Origin of the sequence: Pluralibacter gergoviae ATCC 33028 = NBRC 105706 (genome assembly GCF_001598855.1) — a bacterium.
Taxonomy (GTDB): Bacteria; Pseudomonadota; Gammaproteobacteria; order Enterobacterales; family Enterobacteriaceae; genus Pluralibacter; species Pluralibacter gergoviae.
Window position 1 is genome coordinate 66,279 of the sequence record NZ_BCZS01000006.1, and the last position, 16,827, is coordinate 83,105.

16 protein-coding genes are annotated in these 16,827 nt (G+C 63.3%); 5 read left to right on the forward strand and 11 right to left on the reverse strand.

The window, feature by feature from the left end:
- The first annotated feature begins 49 nt into the window (after nucleotides 1–49).
- Nucleotides 50–1,285: a bifunctional glucose-1-phosphatase/inositol phosphatase gene (gene agp, locus ENGE1_RS08285; RefSeq protein ID WP_043084645.1), complete on the forward strand. Its 1,236-nt coding sequence runs from the start codon at nucleotides 50–52 to the stop codon at nucleotides 1,283–1,285.
- A gap of 36 nt (nucleotides 1,286–1,321) precedes the next feature.
- On the opposite strand, the gene ENGE1_RS08290 is transcribed toward agp, so the two are convergent.
- Both ENGE1_RS08290 and wrbA read right to left on the reverse strand, forming a co-directional pair.
- On the reverse strand, nucleotides 1,322–1,549 hold the full coding sequence (locus ENGE1_RS08290; protein WP_043084644.1) for a YccJ family protein: 228 nt from the start codon (nucleotides 1,547–1,549) through the stop codon (nucleotides 1,322–1,324).
- A gap of 20 nt (nucleotides 1,550–1,569) precedes the next feature.
- The gene (gene wrbA, locus ENGE1_RS08295; protein WP_045290805.1) at nucleotides 1,570–2,175 is read right to left on the reverse strand and encodes an NAD(P)H:quinone oxidoreductase; all 606 of its coding nucleotides are present in this window, start codon (nucleotides 2,173–2,175) and stop codon (nucleotides 1,570–1,572) included.
- A gap of 397 nt (nucleotides 2,176–2,572) precedes the next feature.
- Here wrbA and ENGE1_RS08305 point away from each other — a divergent pair, with 397 nt between their 5' ends.
- Nucleotides 2,573–2,746 (forward strand): con-10 family general stress protein, encoded by a 174-nt coding sequence (locus tag ENGE1_RS08305; RefSeq protein WP_043084640.1) that lies wholly within the window; start codon nucleotides 2,573–2,575, stop codon nucleotides 2,744–2,746.
- Nucleotides 2,747–2,853: 107 nt separating this feature from the next.
- Nucleotides 2,854–3,768: a DMT family transporter gene (locus ENGE1_RS08310; protein WP_048252434.1), complete on the forward strand. Its 915-nt coding sequence runs from the start codon at nucleotides 2,854–2,856 to the stop codon at nucleotides 3,766–3,768.
- A gap of 66 nt (nucleotides 3,769–3,834) precedes the next feature.
- Here ENGE1_RS08310 and rutG read toward each other — a convergent pair whose 3' ends face one another.
- The 7 genes from rutG to rutA are packed head-to-tail and all read right to left on the reverse strand — an operon-like array spanning nucleotide 3,835 to nucleotide 9,244.
- Entirely contained in the window at nucleotides 3,835–5,154 is a 1,320-nt protein-coding gene (rutG, locus tag ENGE1_RS08315) for a pyrimidine utilization transport protein G (RefSeq protein ID WP_048252435.1), read from the reverse strand.
- A gap of 18 nt (nucleotides 5,155–5,172) precedes the next feature.
- Nucleotides 5,173–5,667 (reverse strand): NADH-dependent FMN reductase RutF, encoded by a 495-nt coding sequence (gene rutF / locus ENGE1_RS08320; protein ID WP_043084635.1) that lies wholly within the window; start codon nucleotides 5,665–5,667, stop codon nucleotides 5,173–5,175.
- A 9-nt stretch (nucleotides 5,668–5,676) separates the two neighbouring features.
- Nucleotides 5,677–6,267 (reverse strand): malonic semialdehyde reductase, encoded by a 591-nt coding sequence (locus ENGE1_RS08325; RefSeq protein WP_048252436.1) that lies wholly within the window; start codon nucleotides 6,265–6,267, stop codon nucleotides 5,677–5,679.
- Complete coding sequence (gene rutD, locus ENGE1_RS08330) at nucleotides 6,264–7,067, reverse strand: pyrimidine utilization protein D (protein WP_048252437.1); 804 nt, start codon at nucleotides 7,065–7,067, stop codon at nucleotides 6,264–6,266. Before rutD ends, ENGE1_RS08325 begins: the two co-directional genes overlap by 4 nt.
- The gene (rutC, locus tag ENGE1_RS08335) at nucleotides 7,064–7,456 is read right to left on the reverse strand and encodes a pyrimidine utilization protein C (RefSeq protein WP_048252438.1); all 393 of its coding nucleotides are present in this window, start codon (nucleotides 7,454–7,456) and stop codon (nucleotides 7,064–7,066) included. Before rutC ends, rutD begins: the two co-directional genes overlap by 4 nt.
- Complete coding sequence (gene rutB, locus ENGE1_RS08340; RefSeq protein ID WP_045290795.1) at nucleotides 7,449–8,150, reverse strand: pyrimidine utilization protein B; 702 nt, start codon at nucleotides 8,148–8,150, stop codon at nucleotides 7,449–7,451. Before rutB ends, rutC begins: the two co-directional genes overlap by 8 nt.
- Nucleotides 8,150–9,244: a pyrimidine utilization protein A gene (gene rutA, locus ENGE1_RS08345; RefSeq protein ID WP_043086655.1), complete on the reverse strand. Its 1,095-nt coding sequence runs from the start codon at nucleotides 9,242–9,244 to the stop codon at nucleotides 8,150–8,152. The genes rutB and rutA overlap by 1 nt, the downstream gene beginning before the upstream one ends.
- Nucleotides 9,245–9,521: 277 nt before the next feature.
- On the opposite strand from rutA, the gene rutR reads away from it, so the two are divergent.
- On the forward strand, nucleotides 9,522–10,160 hold the full coding sequence (rutR, locus tag ENGE1_RS08350; RefSeq protein WP_048252439.1) for an HTH-type transcriptional regulator RutR: 639 nt from the start codon (nucleotides 9,522–9,524) through the stop codon (nucleotides 10,158–10,160).
- Here rutR and ENGE1_RS08355 read toward each other — a convergent pair.
- Together ENGE1_RS08355 and putA are read right to left on the reverse strand one after the other, a co-directional pair.
- The gene (locus ENGE1_RS08355) at nucleotides 10,157–10,549 is read right to left on the reverse strand and encodes a lysozyme inhibitor LprI family protein (protein WP_043084624.1); all 393 of its coding nucleotides are present in this window, start codon (nucleotides 10,547–10,549) and stop codon (nucleotides 10,157–10,159) included. The two genes, rutR and ENGE1_RS08355, sit on opposite strands and share 4 nt — an antisense overlap.
- Before the next feature lie 212 nt (nucleotides 10,550–10,761).
- Entirely contained in the window at nucleotides 10,762–14,724 is a 3,963-nt protein-coding gene (gene putA / locus ENGE1_RS08360) for a trifunctional transcriptional regulator/proline dehydrogenase/L-glutamate gamma-semialdehyde dehydrogenase (protein ID WP_048252440.1), read from the reverse strand.
- Between the two features lie 397 nt (nucleotides 14,725–15,121).
- Here putA and putP point away from each other — a divergent pair, with 397 nt between their 5' ends.
- A complete protein-coding gene (gene putP, locus ENGE1_RS08365) occupies nucleotides 15,122–16,630 on the forward strand; it encodes a sodium/proline symporter PutP (protein ID WP_071883404.1) in 1,509 nt (502 codons plus the stop codon).
- Nucleotides 16,631–16,827: the final 197 nt, after the last annotated feature.

Consider the following 16,827-nt stretch of genomic DNA (forward strand, 5'->3'; position numbering starts at 1 on the left):
GACGCAGGATCTGTCACACTATCAGGACGAAAAACGATGAGGACAAAGGATGAAAAGAGCAGCGATAGCGGCGGTTATTTTGAGTGCACTGTGCGCGGGCGCCTCGGCGCAAACGGCCCCGGACGGCTATACCCTGGAACAGGTACTTATCATGAGCCGCCACAACCTGCGGGCGCCGCTGGCCAATAACGGCAGCGTTCTTGAACAGTCAACGCCCCGCGCCTGGCCGCAGTGGGATGTGCCGGGCGGACAGCTGACCACTAAAGGCGGCGTGCTGGAAGTCTATATGGGTCACTATATGCGCGAATGGCTGGCGCAGCAGGGGATGGTCACCACCGGCGAGTGTCCGCCGGCGGACAGCGTCTACGCCTACGCCAACAGCCTGCAGCGTACGGTTGCCACCGCTCAGTACTTTATTACCGGCGCCTTTCCGGGCTGCGATGTTCCGGTTCATCATCAGCCGGAGATGGGCACCATGGACCCGACCTTTAATCCGGTGGTGACCGATAACTCCGCCGCCTTCAGCCGGGCGGCGGTCAGCGCGATGGCCGCCGGGCGGGCGAAGCTGCATCTTGGCGACAGCTATCGTCTGCTGGAGGAGCTGGTTGACTACCGGGCCTCGCCGGCCTGCAAAGAGAAGAAAATCTGTTCCCTGAGCGAGGCAAAGGACAGCTTCAGCGCGGACTATCAGAAAGAGCCCGGCGTGTCCGGCCCGCTGAAGGTGGGCAACTCGCTGGTGGACGCATTTACCCTGCAATATTACGAAGGCTTCGCGCCTGACCAGGTTGCCTGGGGCGGCATTAAGACCGATCGGCAGTGGCGGGTGCTGTCCAAGCTGAAAAACGGCTATCAGGATAGCCTGTTCACCTCGCCGGAGGTGGCGCGCAACGTGGCCGCGCCGCTGGTGAAGTATATTGATAACGCGCTGGTCACCGAACAGGCGAAGGCGCCGAAAATTACCCTGCTGGTTGGGCACGACTCCAACATTGCCTCCCTGCTGATGGCGCTCGATTTCAAACCCTACCGGCTGCACGATCAGTATGAGCGCACGCCGATCGGCGGCAAAATTGTCTTCGAGCGCTGGCGGGACGGCGGCGGCAACCGCGATCTGATGAAGATCGAGTATGTCTACCAGAGCACGAAGCAGCTGCGCGACGCCGCGCCCCTGACGCTCGATGCGCCCCCGCAGCGGGTAACTCTGGAGCTTAAGGGCTGCCCGACCGACAGCAACGGCTTCTGCCCGATTGATAAGTTTAATGCGGTGATGAATACGGCGGCAAAATAGCGGGAAAACGCCCCCGCTGGCTGCGGGGGCGTGGTATCAGACGTTTTTACGCTCGATGGTTTGTTCACCCCAGAAGAGGGCGTCTTTATCGGTTTTGCTGAAGGCCAGGCTCAGCACTTCATCGCTGCCTTCTTCCCAAATCTGCTCGGCAAGTTTCTCGTCGAAGTCTGCCACTTCAAAAATGGCCTCGGCGATCTCCGGCGAGGTATTGCGCAGGCTTGCCCATTCGCCGACGCGATGGGCTTTGGATTCTTGTGTCGACATAACGCGCCTCCGGTAACGTATTAACCTTTAAGCTTAGCCGCAAGGCCTGCCACGTATTCGCCCTGATAGCGGGCAATGGAGAGCTCTTCCGGGCTCGGCTGGCGCGAGCCGTCGCCGCCGGCAATGGTGGTGGCGCCGTAAGGCGTACCGCCGCGGACCTGGGTGGTGTCAAACAGCTCCTGCGCCGCGTAGCCGATCGGCACGATGACCATCCCGTGGTGGGCGAGGGTGGTCCAGGTGGAGGTGATGGTCTGCTCCTGGCCGCCGCCGGTGCCGGTGGAGCTGAAGACGCTGGCTATTTTGCCGTACAGCGCGCCGGATGCCCACAGGCCGCCGGTCTGGTCGAGGAAGGTGCGCATCTGGCCGGCCATGTTACCGAAGCGGGTCGGCGTGCCGAAAATAATGGCGTCGTAGTTCGCCAGCTCCTGTGGGGTCGCGACTTCCGCATTTTGCGCCTTACCGCCGACTTCGGCGAAGCGCTCCGCGTTCATGGTTTCCGGCACGCGCTTGATGGTGACTTCGACGTTGTCCACTTTTTCGGCGCCTTCGGCAACCGCGCGGGCCATCGTCTCGATGTGTCCGTACATGGAATAATAAAGCACCAGGACTTTTGTTGTCGCACTCATAGTTCTGTCTCCTTTTAACACTATGTTTTAAAAACCGCTTCACACAGTGTTAGCCAGGACTCGGTGAAGGTCAACCGAACGGTGAAATAACGCCTGGCAAGCAGGGGTGCCGCCGCGAGACCCGCGTGCCGGAGCCGGAAGGGCACCTGACCCCTCCCTGCAGCGGCTAAGCGTTGCAAAATGACACACTTTATCACTGCTGTTTTCACATGCGATAAGAACGCCTTATGACCGGCAGGCAAACGCAGCGCCGCCGCGTGCCCCAACCCTGTTGCAGGATGTAACGCGCCGCCCGCCCCGGCGCCCGCAGCCGCTATTCTTAAAGTCTGCGCCTGCCGCCGCGCGGCGGCGCAGTTCACGTAATGCAGCATGATGTCCTGATAACGGGAGGTCCGTAATGGCAAACCATCGCGGCGGTACCGGCAATTTTGCCGAAGATCGCACAAGAGCATCAGAAGCAGGTCGTAAAGGCGGGAAGATGAGCGGAGGAAACTTTAAAAACGATCCTCAGCGCGCCTCAGAAGCGGGTAAAAAGGGCGGCAAGAACAGCCACGGCAGCCGCAGCGGCTAGCCGCCCCTCCGCAGCCCCGGCCGCCGGTTCTCCGGCGGCCTTCGTTTGCGCTTGTCAGCGCCGCGCTGAGCCTGCACACTTGTGGGCTTATTCACTCTGGCGGTGCTATGTCTTTATTTTCACGTTACTCCCTTGCCGTTAAGCCTCAGGAAGCGCTGCTGATCCTGATAACCCTGTTCTGGGGCGGCACTTTCCTCGCCGTACAGTATGCGGTCACCATGAGCGGCCCGCTGTTCTTCGTCGGGCTGCGCTTCGCCACCGCCACCCTGGCGCTCGGCCTGCTGTCGTGGCGAAAGATGGCCGGGCTGACCCTGGCGGAATTCAGGGCGGGCGTCGCGATAGGCGTCTCTATCGCACTGGGCTACAGTCTGCAGACCTGGGGACTGCAGTCTATCTCCAGCAGCAAATCGGCCTTTATCACCGCCATGTACGTGCCGCTGGTGCCGCTGCTGCAGTGGGTCTGTCTGCGGCGGCTGCCGGGGCTGATGTCGTGGATAGGCATTGCGCTGGCCTTTGGCGGCCTGATCCTGCTCGCCGGGCCGCAGGGCAATACGCTGACGCCCGGCACCGGCGAACTGCTGACCCTGGCGGCGGCGCTGGCCACGGCGGCGGAGATCATTCTGATCGGTGCCTGGGCCGGTAACGTGGACGTGCGTCGGGTGACGGTGGTGCAGCTTGGGACCGCCTCGCTGATTGCCTTTACGCTAATGGGGCCCGCGGGCGAAAGCGTTCCTGTCTTTACGCCGGGTCTGCTCACCGTTGCCGTTGGCCTGGGCGTCTTCAGCGCCATTATCCAGCTCACCATGAACTGGGCCCAGCGCAGCATCTCGCCGACCCGGGCGACGGTTATCTACACCGGGGAGCCGGTGTGGGCGGGCGTTTTTGGCCGCATCGCCGGCGAGCGGCTGCCGGGCCTGGCGCTGCTCGGCGCTATGCTTATCGTGGCGGGCGTGCTGGTGAGCGAGCTGAAGCTAAAGCGTAAAAAGGCGCCGCGCGCGGCGCCGTATGAACGATCTTCGTAGCCCCGCGCAGGCGAAGCGCCCGGCCTTTGCGTCACTCTCCGCCGGGTGGCGCTGCGCTTACCCGGCCTACGCGCCCGGCGGCGTCTGAACATCCGCCAGCGTAATCTCTGCGGTGCGCCGGTTAAGCAGCGCGTTGAGCAGGATCGCGCCGAAGGTCGCCGTGCCGATACCGCCGAGGGTGAAGCCGCCCAGGTGCAGGGCGAAATCACCGGCGCCCAGCACCAGCGTCACGGCGACCATAATCAGGTTGCCGTTGTGGCTGAGATCCACCCGGTGCTGCACCCACACTCTGGCGCCCGCCACCGCAATCAGCCCGAACACCACGATGGACGCCCCGCCGATAACCGGGCCGGGAATGGTGTGGATCAGCGCGCCGAACTTCGGTGAAAAGCCGAGCAGGATAGCTATCCCGGCGGCGGCGGCAAACACCAGCGTCGAATAGACTTTGGTCACCGCCATTACGCCGATATTCTCCGCGTAGGTCGTCACGCCGCTGCCGCCGACCGAGCCGGAAAGCATGGTCGCCAGCCCGTCGCCGACGAAGGCGCGGCCAATGTACGGATCCATGTTGCGCCCGGTCATCCCGGCGACGGCCTTCAGGTGACCGAGGTTTTCGGCGACCAGGATCACCGCCACCGGCGCGATCAGCATCACCGCCTGGCCGCTGAAGGTCGGCGAGGTCATCTGCGGCAGGCCGAACCACGCCGCCTGGTCGAGCAGGCTGAAATCAATCGGCTTGCCGAGCCCCAGTACGTTGGTCAGCACCGCGTAGAGCAGGCAGGCGGCGATCAGGCCCATCAGGATCAGCAGGCGCTGGATCATGCCGCGGGTAAATACCGCCACCAGGCCGATGCACAGCACGGTCAGCACCGCCATCCAGCCCTCGAACGGCGTCGCGGAGACGCTGCGAATAGCGATAGGCGCCAGATTCAGCCCGATGGCCATCACCACCGCGCCGGTGACCGCCGGCGGCATCAGCCGCTCTATCCAGCGGGTGCCGAGCTTCATCACCACCAGCCCTATCAGGGTGTAGACCAGGCCGCAGGCGATAATGCCGCCGAGGGCGACGCTGAGGTGCGGGTTCAGCCCCTGGCCGCCGAAGCCGGTCACGGCGATCACCACGCCGACAAACGCCGCGCTGGAGCCGAGATAGCTCGGCACCCGGCCGCCGGTCACCAGGAAGAACAGCAGGGTGCCGATGCCGGACATCAGCACCGACAGATTGGGATCGAGCCCCATCAGCAGCGGCATCAGCACCGTGGCGCCGAACATTGCCACCGCGTGCTGGATGCCCATCACCAGCGTCTGCCCGGCGGGCAGGCGCTCATCGGGCGCGACGATACTGCTGCGGGTCAACTGCCAGCGGGGAAAGTCAAAGCGGGCCATAGGCGACTCCTTACAAGGTTAACAGGCTGGACGCAGCAGGGCGTGATAGCGGCGATCGAACCACACCAGCCCCTGCGGCTCGGCCTGGCGGGCGATGGCCACCACTTCACAAAACAGAATGTCGTGGGTGCCGACGCTGACCACCTGGCTTATGCGGCAGTCGAAGCTGACCAGCGCCTCCTCCAGCCGCGGGCAGCCGGTGGCCCCGGTCTGCCAGCGGCCGACGGCGAAGCGGTCATCCATCGCCGTTTTGCCGCCGAACAGATTGGAGAGCGGTTCCTGCCCGGCGGCCAGGGTATTGACGCACAGGCTCTGGTGCTGGCTGAACACCGGCCAGACCGAGGCGCTGCGGTTAAGGCACACCAGCAGAGTCGGCGGCGCGTCGGTGACGCTGCACACCGCGCTGGCGGTAAAGCCCGCCCGTCCGGCGGGCCCGGCGGTGGTGACGACGCTGACCGCCGAACTGACGCAGGCCATGGCGTCGCGAAACTGCTGTTTATCCGCATGGGTCATCTGCGCTCCTTATGCCAGCCGGCAGGCGTCGTTGAGGTCGAGGCGGGGCAGGCGGGGATAGAGCGCCTGCGGGTCGCCGTAGCCGATATTGATAAGCAGGTTGCTGCGCCAGCCGCTGTCGGCAAAAAACGCCGCGTCCACCTGCTCCTGGTCGAAGCCGGACATTGGGCCGGTATCGAGCCCCAGCGAGCGGCAGGCGAAGATCAGGTACGCCGCCTGCAGGCTGCTGTTGCGAAAGGCGGTTTCCTGGGCGAGCTGCGAGCTGGAGGTGAACCAGCTGCGGGCGTCACCGTGGGGAAACAGCGTCGGCAGCCGATCGTAAAACTGCGGATCCCAGGCGACGATGGCGGTTACCGGCGCGGTCAGGGTCTTTTGCAGATTGCCGCTGGAGAGCGCCGGGCGCAGCCGCGCTTTACCCTCCGCCGAGCGGATAAAGACAAAGCGCGCCGGGCTGCAGTTGGCGGATGTCGGCCCCATCTTCAGCAGATCGTACAGCGCGCGCAGGGTTTCGTCGCTCACCGGCTTGTCCAGCCAGCCGCTGTGGGTTCTCGCGCCGGTAAAAAGGGTTTCCAATGCGGCAGCGGAAATCGCCTCACTCATACACTCTCCTTTTCAGCAAACAGATGCGCCGTCATGCCGTCCAGCAGCAGCGCGTTAAAGATGTCAGGTTCCGTAACGTTGCAGGCGTGGCCGCCGCTCGCCATCACCGCCAGCGTGCTGTCCGGCAGGGCGCGGTGAAGCGTGGTCGAGCAGGCGGAGGGCACCAGCAGGTCGTCGCGGGCGGCGATAACCAGCGCCGGACAGGCCAGCGCCTGCGCCCGCGTCGTAAAGTCCGCGCCCTTCAGCGCCGCCAGCCGGCGGCGCAGGTTATGCTCGCCCTGAAAGTGACTAAGGCCCAGCGCCTCTTCGGCCTCCAGGCGCGGCATCTGCTCCGCCATCCAGTCGGCGGGATAGAGAAACAGCGGCTGCGCTTCGACCCAGGCCTCGGCGCCGCCCGCCGCCAGCAGGCGCTCGCGCACCGCGAAGCAGCGGCGGGTGTGCGGGCTGAGGCTCAGCCAGCCGTTGACCAGTACCAGGCCGCTGACGGCTTCGGGAAAATCGAGGGCCATCTGCAGGCCGATCAGCGCCCCCAGCGCGTGGCCGATAATCGCGACGCGGCCGAAGCCCGCCTGCGCCAGGGCGTCGCGCAGCTCGCGGGCCATCATCGCCATGCTGTAGTCGTCCGCAAGCGTCGCCGGGTTGCTGCCGGTACCGCGCTGGTCCCAGAACAGCACCTGATAGCGCGTCTTAAGGACGGCCAGCTGCGGCAGCCAGTAGCCGCCGGTGCCGCCCAGGCCGGAAACCATCACCACGACCGGCGCCCCGGCATATGGCGCCGGGTGTTTTTGCAGCCCGCTCATGCCGGCTTACCGACGTGGGCCACGGTGGCTATCTCCACCAGCGCCTCGGGCTTTACCAGACCGCACTGGATGCAGAAGCGCGCGGGCTTATCGCCGGGAAAAAATTCGGCGTAGACCTCGTTAATCGCGGCGTAGTTTTTCCAGTCGGTGATAAAGATGCTGTTGAAAGTCACGTCCGCCATCGTGCCGCCCGCCGTTTCGATAACGCGCCGGATAGTCTCCAGCACGTGGCGGGTTTGCGCCTTTGGGTCGCCGGGATAAACCACGTTATTGTCGCTGTCGAAGGGCAGCGTACCGGAGACGTACACCACGCCGTCGGCCAGGGTACCGGGCACGAAAGGGGCAATAGGCGTTGACGTTCCCGCCGGAATAATCACCTGCTTAGGCATACTGTTTCTCCTGATGAGCGGCGGTCGCGCTAAGGGTCTGGCAGAAGGTATCAACGTCGCTGACCCAGCCAAAAAACGTTTCGATATTGAACAGCGCCGCCTGCTGGGCGAAGGCCGGGCCCGCCTGATGGGTGGCGTCCTCCAGCACGATGCCGAAGTATTCGAGGAAGAAGCCGTCCCGCAGGGTGGATTCGACGCAGACGTTGGTGGCAATGCCGGTAAACACCAGGTGGCGGATGCCGCGGCTGCGCAATATGCTGTCCAGCGGCGTATTGAAGAAGCCGCTGTAGCGCGGTTTCGGCAGCACGATATCGCCGGGCTGCGGCTTAAGCGCGTCCACCAGCTGATAATCCCAGCCGCCCTTCGCCAGCAGCGTGCCCGCAAGCTCCGGGCGCCTGCGCATGGTTTTCAGCGCGTTGGACTTGTGGTAGTTCGGCGAGCCGGGGCCGCCTGCCTCAACGTACTGCGGATCCCAGCCGTTCTGGAACCAGATAATGGTCATTCCGGCATCGCGGGCGGCCTTCACCGCGACGTTGATGCGCTCGATCACCGGGCGCGTGGCCGAGACGTCAAACCCGGCGAGATCGAGATAGCCCCCCTCGCTGGCATAGGCATTTTGCATATCAACGACGATTAGCGCGCTCTGCGCCGGGCTGAAGTCAATGGCTTCCGGTCGTGCGGGCAGGGTTAACATCAGGCGACCTCCTTCTCGGTCAGGGCGGGTAAATGGGCGCGGCAGCGCATCAGGGGCTGAATACGCTCGCCGAAGGTTTCGATCCCGGCGAGGAAATCGTCAAAGGTCAGCAGCACGCCTTCGGCGCCGGGGACGGCGGCCACCTCGTCGAGCATCTTCGCGACGCTGGCGTAAGACCCCACCAGGGTGCCCATATTGATATTCACCGCCGAGGTGGGGTCCGCCATCTGGCGTACGTTGGTGTCGCTGCCGGAGCGGGTATCCTTCTGGCTTTGCTCGGTGAGCCAGGCCAGCGCCTCATCGTCGGCGCCGGCCTTGTAGTGCTCCCATTTGGCGCGGGCCGCCTCGTCGGTCTCATCGGCGATGACCATAAACAGCACGTAGGAACCGACGTGACGGCCGGTTTTGTCCGCCGCCGCTTTCATCCGCGCAGCGGTGGGCGCAAAGGCGGCGGGGGTATTGACGCCTTTGCCAAAGCAGAAGTTGTAGTCGGCGTGCTGCGCCGAAAAGGCCATGCCAGCGTCGCTCTGCCCGGCGCAGATCACCTTCATCGGCCGCGAAGGCTGCGGGCTGACCCGGCAATCGTTCATGGTGAAGAAGTCGCCCTTGAAGTCGCTTTTGCCGGTGCCCCACAGATCGCGCAGCACCTGCACGTACTCGGTGAGGTAGTCATAGCGGCGGGAGAAGTAGTCGTCCCCCGGCCAGAGGCCCATCTGCTCGTACTCCGGCTTCTGCCAGCCGGTCACCAGATTGACGCCGAAGCGGCCGCCGGAGATGGAGTCAATTGTCGAAGCCATGCGCGCCACGATGGCGGGCGGCAGGGTCAGGGTGGCGGCGGTGGCGTAGATCTCAATTTTTGAGGTCACGGCGGCAAGGCCCGCCATCAGGGTGAAGGACTCCATATTGTGGTCCCAGAATTCGGTCTTGCCGCCGAAGCCGCGCAGTTTGATCATCGACAGCGCAAAGTCGAAGTGGTAGTGCTCCGCCTTCTGTACGATGGCCTTATTCAGTTCAAACGTTGGCATGTACTGCGGCGCGTGGGTGGAGATAAGCCAGCCGTTGTTGCCAATGGGCACGAATACACCAATTTTCATCATGAACACCTCTCTGAAGTCGGGAACCGGGCGCGGCGCTGCCTCCTGCATCTCCTCTCCGCCTCGCAGCAGGAGTTCAGCAAGATGAGTGCCAGTTTTAAAATTGCCAATGTTATTAAATGGTTAATTATGAGTTACGTAAAAAGCACCGAAAAAGTGGACTAAACGGTCAAATTGCGTGCACAAAAAACAGGCAGCGCTGTGCCAAAGCGGTGCGCGGGGTGTGAAGGCGGCGGGCTTTTGCTATGATTTGGACGATAAATGAAGGAGAGGTCGCATGGCACAGGCAGCCACGAGAAAAACCGGCAAGCGCACCCTGGCGGTCAACGCCAAGAAAGAGGCCATTCTGAATGCCGCGCTGAAGACGTTTTCGCAGTACGGCATTCACGGCAGCCGGATTGAGCAGGTCGCTGACCTGGCGGGCGTATCGAAAACCAATCTGCTGTACTACTATCCGTCGAAGGAGGCGCTCTACGTCGCGGTAATGCGCAATATCCTCGACATCTGGCTGACGCCGCTGCGCGCCTTTCGCGAAGACTTCGCCCCGCTGGTGGCGATCCGCGAATATATTCGCCTCAAGCTTGAGGTCTCCAGGGATCATCCCGAAGCTTCGCGGCTGTTCTGCCTGGAGATGCTGCAGGGCGCGCCGCTGCTGATGGCCGAACTGACCGGTGACTTAAAGCAGCTGGTGGCCGAGAAGTCGGCGATCATCACCGGCTGGGTCGAGGCGGGGCGGCTGGCGGAGGTTGACCCCCACCACCTGATCTTTATGATCTGGGCCGCCACCCAGCACTACGCCGACTTTGCCACCCAGGTGGAAGCGGTGACCGGCAAAACGCTGCAGGACGTGGCGTTCTTTCAGGAGACCGTCGATAACGTCCAGCGGATGATCATCGAAGGCATCCGCCTGCGTTAGCCGGCGGGCGGCAGAGGGCAGCTCAGGTCGCCCTCTTCGCAGTTGAGCAGCGACTCCAGCCAGGCGGTGCGCTCGACGGTTTTCTCCGTCAGGCACTGGCTGCGGATCATCGGCTGGACGCTGCCGCCTTCGGTGCCGGAGGCGACCAGGGCGCAGTCGGCGTCGCGCAGGGCAATCCACTTCTGCTGAGCGGTTTTCACCCGCGCTTTGGTCTCACCGGTCGCCCGCTGCAGCACGGTCGCGTAGGTGTCATTAAGCTTTTTATCGGCGGCCTGGTACTCTCCGGCGGCGCACTCGTTCATTGCCAACTGCGTGGCTGCATTCCCGCAATCCTCAGCCAGCGCGCCGGCGCTCAGCAGCAGACCGACCGTTAATATGATTCCTCTCATCACTCTTCTCCTTCGCGTTGCGGACATAAAAAAGGCTCCGTTTCCGGAGCCTTCTCACAGGTGCATTAACTGGCCAGGCGTCCGGTGGCGCTGCGCTTACCAGCCTACGGAGCAAATGCGTAGGCCGGTGCAAGCGAAGCGCCGCCCGGCAAAGGGCTGCACACAGGGCAAAAATTAAGGCTCCGTTTCCGGAGCCTTAATTAACCACAGCCTTAGCCGATTGTCATCAGGCTGGCGTTGCCGCCCGCCGCCGCGGTGTTCACGCTCAGCGAACGCTCGTGGTAGAGGCGCTCCAGCAGCAGATTGGTCTCGCCGCGGGCAAAGCCCTGCACTGAAACAATCGCTCCGTCGCGGGCCGCCACCTGCTGGCACAGTTCGCGCAGCTGGTCGGAGTCGCCGTGGTAGATAACCGCGTCGAACTGCGCGCCGACGATCTGCTCGCGTCCGGCGAAGCGAATGCGCTCGCTGACCGCCGTCGGCAGCTGTTTCGCCAGGCCGCGCTGCAGCCCGTCTTCCGGCCACAGCACCTCGCAGCCCGCGGCGGTCGACGCCGCCAGCTGGATCAGCGCGTCCTCTTCGTTATCGGCGAGGCACAGCACCCGCTCGCGCGGCACCAGCGTCCAGGTGTTGCGCTCCCCGGTCGGACCCGGCAGCACGCGCTGGGTGCCGGCCTGAGCCAGTTCGCCGTAGCGATCGCACAGCGCCTGCAGCGCAGGGCGCTTGATGGCCCAGGCGCGCAGGGCGGTCAGCGGCTGCTCCAGCACGCTCTTAAGCTGGCTGTCCACCGGATAGTGGGCATCCTGGCGATTGAGCGTGGTGAGCAGCGCGTCTTCCGGACGGCTGGCCAGCAGGCGGTAGAGGTACATCGGACCGCCCGCTTTCGGGCCGGTGCCGGAGAGGCCTTCGCCGCCGAACGGCTGCACGCCGACCACGGCGCCAACCATGTTGCGGTTAACGTACAGGTTGCCGACGTGGGCGCTGCCGGTGACCTGGGCGATGGTCTCATCGATGCGGGTGTGCACCCCAAGCGTCAGGCCGTAGCCGGAGGCGTTGATCTGCTCTACCAGCGCGCCCAGCTTGTTGCGGTTGTAGCGCACCACGTGCAGTACCGGACCAAACACCTCTTTCTCCAACTCGTCGAAGCTCTCAAGCTCGATCAGCGTCGGCGGCACGAAGGTGCCCTGGGCCCACTCGCGGCGATCCTCGCTGTTCTCGCGCACTGCCTGGAACACGCTGCGGCCTTTGCCGCGCAGGGCCTGAATGTGGCGCTCGATATTCTGCTTCGCCTCGGCGTCGATCACCGGGCCGATATCGGTAGTCATCCGGCCCGGGTTGCCCATCCGGCATTCGGCCATCGCCCCTTTGAGCATTTTTAGCGTATGGTCGGCAACGTCGTCCTGCAGGCAGAGCACGCGCAGGGCGGAGCAGCGCTGTCCGGCGCTGTCGAAGGCCGAGGCCACCACGTCAACCACCACCTGCTCGGTCAGCGCCGAGGAGTCGACGATCATCGCGTTCATGCCGCCGGTTTCGGCGATCAGCGGCGTCGGGCGGCCCTGCGGATCGAGGCGGCTGGCGATATTGCGCTGCAGCAGGCTGGCCACCTCGGTGGAGCCGGTGAACATCACGCCGCGCACCCGGTCGTCGCCGGTCAGCTGCGCGCCGACGGTTTCGCCGCGGCCCGGCAGGAGCTGAACCACGCCCGGCGGCACGCCCGCCTCCAGCAGGATGTTAATGCCCTGGGCGGCGATCAGCGGCGTCTGCTCGGCGGGCTTCGCCAGCACGCTGTTGCCGGCGGCAAGGGCGGCGGCAATCTGGCCGGTGAAGATCGCCAGCGGGAAGTTCCACGGGCTGATGCACACCACCGGGCCGAGCGGGCGGTGGGTTTCGTTATCGAAGTCGTCGCGCACCTGGCCGGCGTAGTAGTGGAGGAAGTCCACCGCCTCGCGCACCTCGGCGATGGCGTTGGCGAAGGTTTTCCCCGCCTCGCGCACCAGAATGCCCATCAGCTGCTGCATCTGATCTTCCATCAGCATCGCGGCGCGCTCAAGAATAGCGGCGCGCTCCTGCGGCGGGGTGGCGAACCAGATAGGCGCGCTGTTAACCGCGTTCTCCAGCGCCTGCTCTACTTCGTTCTCCGTCGCGTCGCGCACGTAGCCGACGATATCTTTCGGCTCCGCCGGGTTAACTACCGGCGCCATTTCACCGTCGTCCACCGGCTGCTCCAGCACCGGCTTCGCGCGCCACTGCTGCTGGGCGTTGGTCAGCAGGGAGGAGGAGAGGGAGGCCAGGCGGTGTTCGTTGGCCAGGTCCAGACCGGCGGAGTTGACGCGGCCGCTGCCGTACAGCTCGCGCGGCAGCGGGATCTTCGGATGCGGCAGGCCGGGCTGGCCCTCCTGGCGCGCCAGCTCTTCCACGGCGCACACCGGATCGGCCACCAGTTCGTCCAGCGGCAGGCTGGTGTCGGCGATGCGGTTAACGAAGGAGGTGTTGGCCCCGTTCTCCAGCAGGCGGCGCACCAGATAGGCGAGCAGGGTTTCGTGGGTGCCCACCGGGGCGTAGATACGGCAGGGGCGGTTGAGCTTGCCGTCGGAAACTTTGCCGACCACCTGGTCATACAGCGGTTCGCCCATGCCGTGCAGGCACTGGAACTCGTACTGGCCCGGATAGTAGTTCTGCCCGGCCAGCTGGTAAATCGCCGCCAGGGTGTGGGCGTTGTGGGTAGCGAACTGCGGATAAATCAGGTTCGGCGCCGCCAGCAGCTTTTTAGCGCAGGCGAGGTAGGAGACGTCGGTATAAACCTTGCGGGTGTAGACCGGATAGCCTTCCAGGCCATCCATCTGGGCGCGTTTGATTTCGCTGTCCCAGTAGGCGCCCTTCACCAGGCGGATCATCAGGCGGCGGCGGCTGCGGCCCGCCAGATCCACCAGATAGTCAATGACGAACGGGCAGCGCTTCTGGTAGGCCTGGATCACGAAGCCGATGCCGTTCCAGCCCGCCAGCTCCGGCTCGAAGCAGAGTTTTTCCAGCAGATCGAGGGAGATCTCCAGCCGGTCCGCCTCTTCGGCGTCAATATTGATGCCGATATCGTAGGAGCGGGCCAGCAGAGTGAGGGACTTCAGGCGCGGATAGAGCTCGTCCATCACCCGATCGTACTGGGCGCGGCTGTAGCGCGGGTGCAGGGCGGAGAGCTTAATCGAGATCCCCGGCCCTTCATAAATGCCGCGGCCGTTGGACGCTTTGCCGATGGCGTGGATCGCCTGCTGGTAGGAGACCATATAGGCCTGCGCGTCGGCGGCGGTCAGCGCCGCTTCGCCCAGCATATCGTAGGAGTAGCGGAAGCCTTTTTCCTCCAGCTTGCGGGCGTTAGCCAGCGCTTCGGCGATGGTTTCGCCGGTGACGAACTGCTCGCCCATCAGGCGCATCGCCATATCCACGCCTTTGCGGATCAGCGGCTCGCCGCTCTTGCCGATGATGCGGTTCAGGGAGCGCGAGAGATTAGCTTCATTATGGGTCGAGACCAGGCGGCCGGTGAACAGCAGGCCCCAGGTGGCGGCGTTAACGAACAGCGACGGGCTGCGGCCGATGTGCGACTGCCAGTTGCCGTTGCTGATCTTATCGCGGATCAGCGCATCGCGGGTGCCCTTATCGGGAATGCGTAGCAGCGCTTCCGCCAGGCACATCAGGGCCACGCCCTCCTGGGAGGAGAGGGAGAACTCCTGCAGCAGGCTCTGCACCATCCCGGCGCGGCCGGAGGCGTTCTTCTGGTTGCGCAGCTTTTCCGCCAGCTGGTAGGCCAGCTTGTGCGCTTGATCGGCCATCGGCTGCGGCAGGCGGGCCTGCTCCAGCAGCATCGGCACGGCGTCCGTTTCCGGACGGCGCCAGGCGGCGGTGATCGCCGAGCGGGTTACCGACTGCGGCAAAATCTGTTCGGCGAAGTCGAGGAACGGCTGGTGCGGCTCTTCCGTCGGCAGGGCGCCTTCTTCGCTCTCGTTGGCGGCACCCGCCAGCAGGGCCGGGATCTCCGGCAGCGTTTCGTCGTTTTCGAGCTTTTCAAGATAGTTAAAAATGGCCTGCTTGATCAGCCAGTGCGGCGTGCGGTCGATGCGCGTGGCGGCGCTCTTAATCCGTTCCCGGGTGGCGTCGTCAAGCTTAACGCCCATGGTGGTTGTCCCCATGTCTTGCTCCTGTTGTTCTGCTGTTGCTTATCTGGACGCTAAGGACTATCCGCTATGTTGCAACTTTGTGCAACCTTGTTAAGTGTGACCTCGCCAGCAATCATACAAAACGATTGCTTGTTAAAGAGCTTTAACAATAAAAGCGGTGCTGATATTTACCAAAGTTTCCAGTATTCATGCGCCATATAACACTTTTGGCAGGTGCAACCGGTAAAAATGTGAGCGAGTGCAACCTATAGGAAAATGCTCTGGTTTATGGGGTGTAATATGTGTGAATGAGGTGTTAAATCGTTTGTGAATAGATTTGGCATACGGCAGGATAGCTGTCCGCCGATACCAGGCACCTCATTACCCCGTTCCGGTAATGAACTAATAGAACGACTCTGGAGAGACTTTGATGGCCGTTAGCACACCGATGTTGGTGACCTTCTGCGTGTATATTTTTGCCATGCTACTGATAGGCTTTATCGCATGGCGCTCTACGCGCAACTTTGATGACTACATTCTGGGCGGGCGCAGCCTGGGCCCGTTCGTTACCGCACTCTCAGCGGGCGCTTCCGATATGAGCGGCTGGCTGCTGATGGGCCTGCCGGGCGCTATCTTTATTTCCGGGATCTCGGAAAGCTGGATCGCCATCGGCCTGACTCTCGGGGCGTGGATCAACTGGAAGCTGGTGGCCGGGCGCCTGCGCGTGCACACCGAGGCGAACAACAACGCCCTGACCCTGCCGGACTACTTCACCAGCCGCTTTGAAGATAAGAGCCGCATTCTGCGCATTATCTCGGCGGTGGTTATTCTGCTGTTCTTTACTATCTACTGCGCCTCCGGCATCGTGGCGGGCGCGCGCCTGTTTGAAAGCACCTTCGGCATGAGCTATGAAACGGCGCTGTGGGCCGGGGCTGCGGCAACCATTCTCTATACCTTCATCGGCGGCTTCCTCGCGGTGAGCTGGACCGACACCGTGCAGGCCAGCCTGATGATCTTCGCCCTGATCCTGACGCCGGTTATCGTTATCATTACCGTCGGCGGCTTCGGCGATTCGCTGGAAGTTATCAAGCAAAAGAGCATCGAGAACATTGATATGCTTAAGGGCCTGAACTTCGTCGCCATCATCTCCCTGATGGGCTGGGGCCTGGGCTACTTCGGCCAGCCGCATATCCTGGCGCGCTTTATGGCCGCTGATTCGCACCATAGCCTGACCCAGGCGCGCCGCATCAGTATTACGTGGATGATCCTCTGCCTCGCCGGCACCGTGGCGGTGGGCTTCTTCGGCATCGCCTACTTTCAGGAGAACCCGTCGCAGGCCGGGGCGGTTAACCAGAACGCCGAGCGCGTCTTTATTGAGCTGACGCAGATCCTGTTCAACCCGTGGATCGCCGGTATTCTGCTGTCGGCCATTCTGGCGGCGGTGATGTCCACACTGAGCTGCCAATTGCTGGTCTGCTCCAGCGCCATTACCGAAGACTTGTATAAAGCCTTCCTGCGTAAGAACGCCGGGCAGAAAGAGCTGGTGTGGGTCGGCCGCTTTATGGTGCTGCTGGTGGCGCTGATCGCCATTCTGATGGCCGCCAACCCGGAAAACCGCGTACTGGGCCTGGTGAGCTACGCCTGGGCCGGCTTCGGCGCGGCGTTTGGTCCGGTGGTCCTGTTCTCGGTCATGTGGTCGCGGATGACCCGCAACGGCGCCCTGGCCGGGATGGTCATCGGCGCGGTCACCGTGCTGGTGTGGAAACAGTTCGGCTGGCTGGGCCTGTACGAAATCATTCCGGGCTTTATCTTCGGCAGCATCGGTATCGTGGTCTTCAGCCTGCTGGATAAAGCCCCGTCTGCCTCTATGCAGAAGCGCTTTGCCGAGGCTGATGCCCACTATCATTCGGCGCCGCCGTCGCGCCTGCAGGCAGAGTAATCTCTTCGCCTGATGTACATGAAGCCCGCGCCAGCGGGCTTTTTTCTTTCCCGCAGCCATCGCCGCCGCGAACGGCGCCAGCGGTCAATGGCCGCACCTTATTGCGCTGCCGTTTATCATTAGCCACACATTTTACTTGTGTTTCTTTTTGCCGTAATGATAATCGCTATCAGTGCTATTTACATAACTTTGCGTCC

What these genes read in the sequence shown, in the direction of transcription:
- rutA (WP_043086655.1), bottom strand. Translation starts at nt 9,244, where the DNA reads ATGAAAATTGGTGTATTCGTGCCCATTGGCAACAACGGCTGGCTTATC.
- ENGE1_RS08305 (WP_043084640.1), top strand. Translation starts at nt 2,573, where the DNA reads ATGGCAAACCATCGCGGCGGTACCGGCAATTTTGCCGAAGATCGCACA.
- rutG (WP_048252435.1), bottom strand. Translation starts at nt 5,154, where the DNA reads ATGGCCCGCTTTGACTTTCCCCGCTGGCAGTTGACCCGCAGCAGTATC.
- ENGE1_RS08290 (WP_043084644.1), bottom strand. Translation starts at nt 1,549, where the DNA reads ATGTCGACACAAGAATCCAAAGCCCATCGCGTCGGCGAATGGGCAAGC.
- ENGE1_RS08355 (WP_043084624.1), bottom strand. Translation starts at nt 10,549, where the DNA reads ATGAGAGGAATCATATTAACGGTCGGTCTGCTGCTGAGCGCCGGCGCG.
- agp (WP_043084645.1), top strand. Translation starts at nt 50, where the DNA reads ATGAAAAGAGCAGCGATAGCGGCGGTTATTTTGAGTGCACTGTGCGCG.
- putP (WP_071883404.1), top strand. Translation starts at nt 15,122, where the DNA reads ATGGCCGTTAGCACACCGATGTTGGTGACCTTCTGCGTGTATATTTTT.
- wrbA (WP_045290805.1), bottom strand. Translation starts at nt 2,175, where the DNA reads ATGAGTGCGACAACAAAAGTCCTGGTGCTTTATTATTCCATGTACGGA.
- putA (WP_048252440.1), bottom strand. Translation starts at nt 14,724, where the DNA reads ATGGGGACAACCACCATGGGCGTTAAGCTTGACGACGCCACCCGGGAA.
- ENGE1_RS08310 (WP_048252434.1), top strand. Translation starts at nt 2,854, where the DNA reads ATGTCTTTATTTTCACGTTACTCCCTTGCCGTTAAGCCTCAGGAAGCG.
- rutR (WP_048252439.1), top strand. Translation starts at nt 9,522, where the DNA reads ATGGCACAGGCAGCCACGAGAAAAACCGGCAAGCGCACCCTGGCGGTC.
- rutD (WP_048252437.1), bottom strand. Translation starts at nt 7,067, where the DNA reads ATGAGCGGGCTGCAAAAACACCCGGCGCCATATGCCGGGGCGCCGGTC.
- rutC (WP_048252438.1), bottom strand. Translation starts at nt 7,456, where the DNA reads ATGCCTAAGCAGGTGATTATTCCGGCGGGAACGTCAACGCCTATTGCC.
- rutB (WP_045290795.1), bottom strand. Translation starts at nt 8,150, where the DNA reads ATGTTAACCCTGCCCGCACGACCGGAAGCCATTGACTTCAGCCCGGCG.
- ENGE1_RS08325 (WP_048252436.1), bottom strand. Translation starts at nt 6,267, where the DNA reads ATGAGTGAGGCGATTTCCGCTGCCGCATTGGAAACCCTTTTTACCGGC.
- rutF (WP_043084635.1), bottom strand. Translation starts at nt 5,667, where the DNA reads ATGACCCATGCGGATAAACAGCAGTTTCGCGACGCCATGGCCTGCGTC.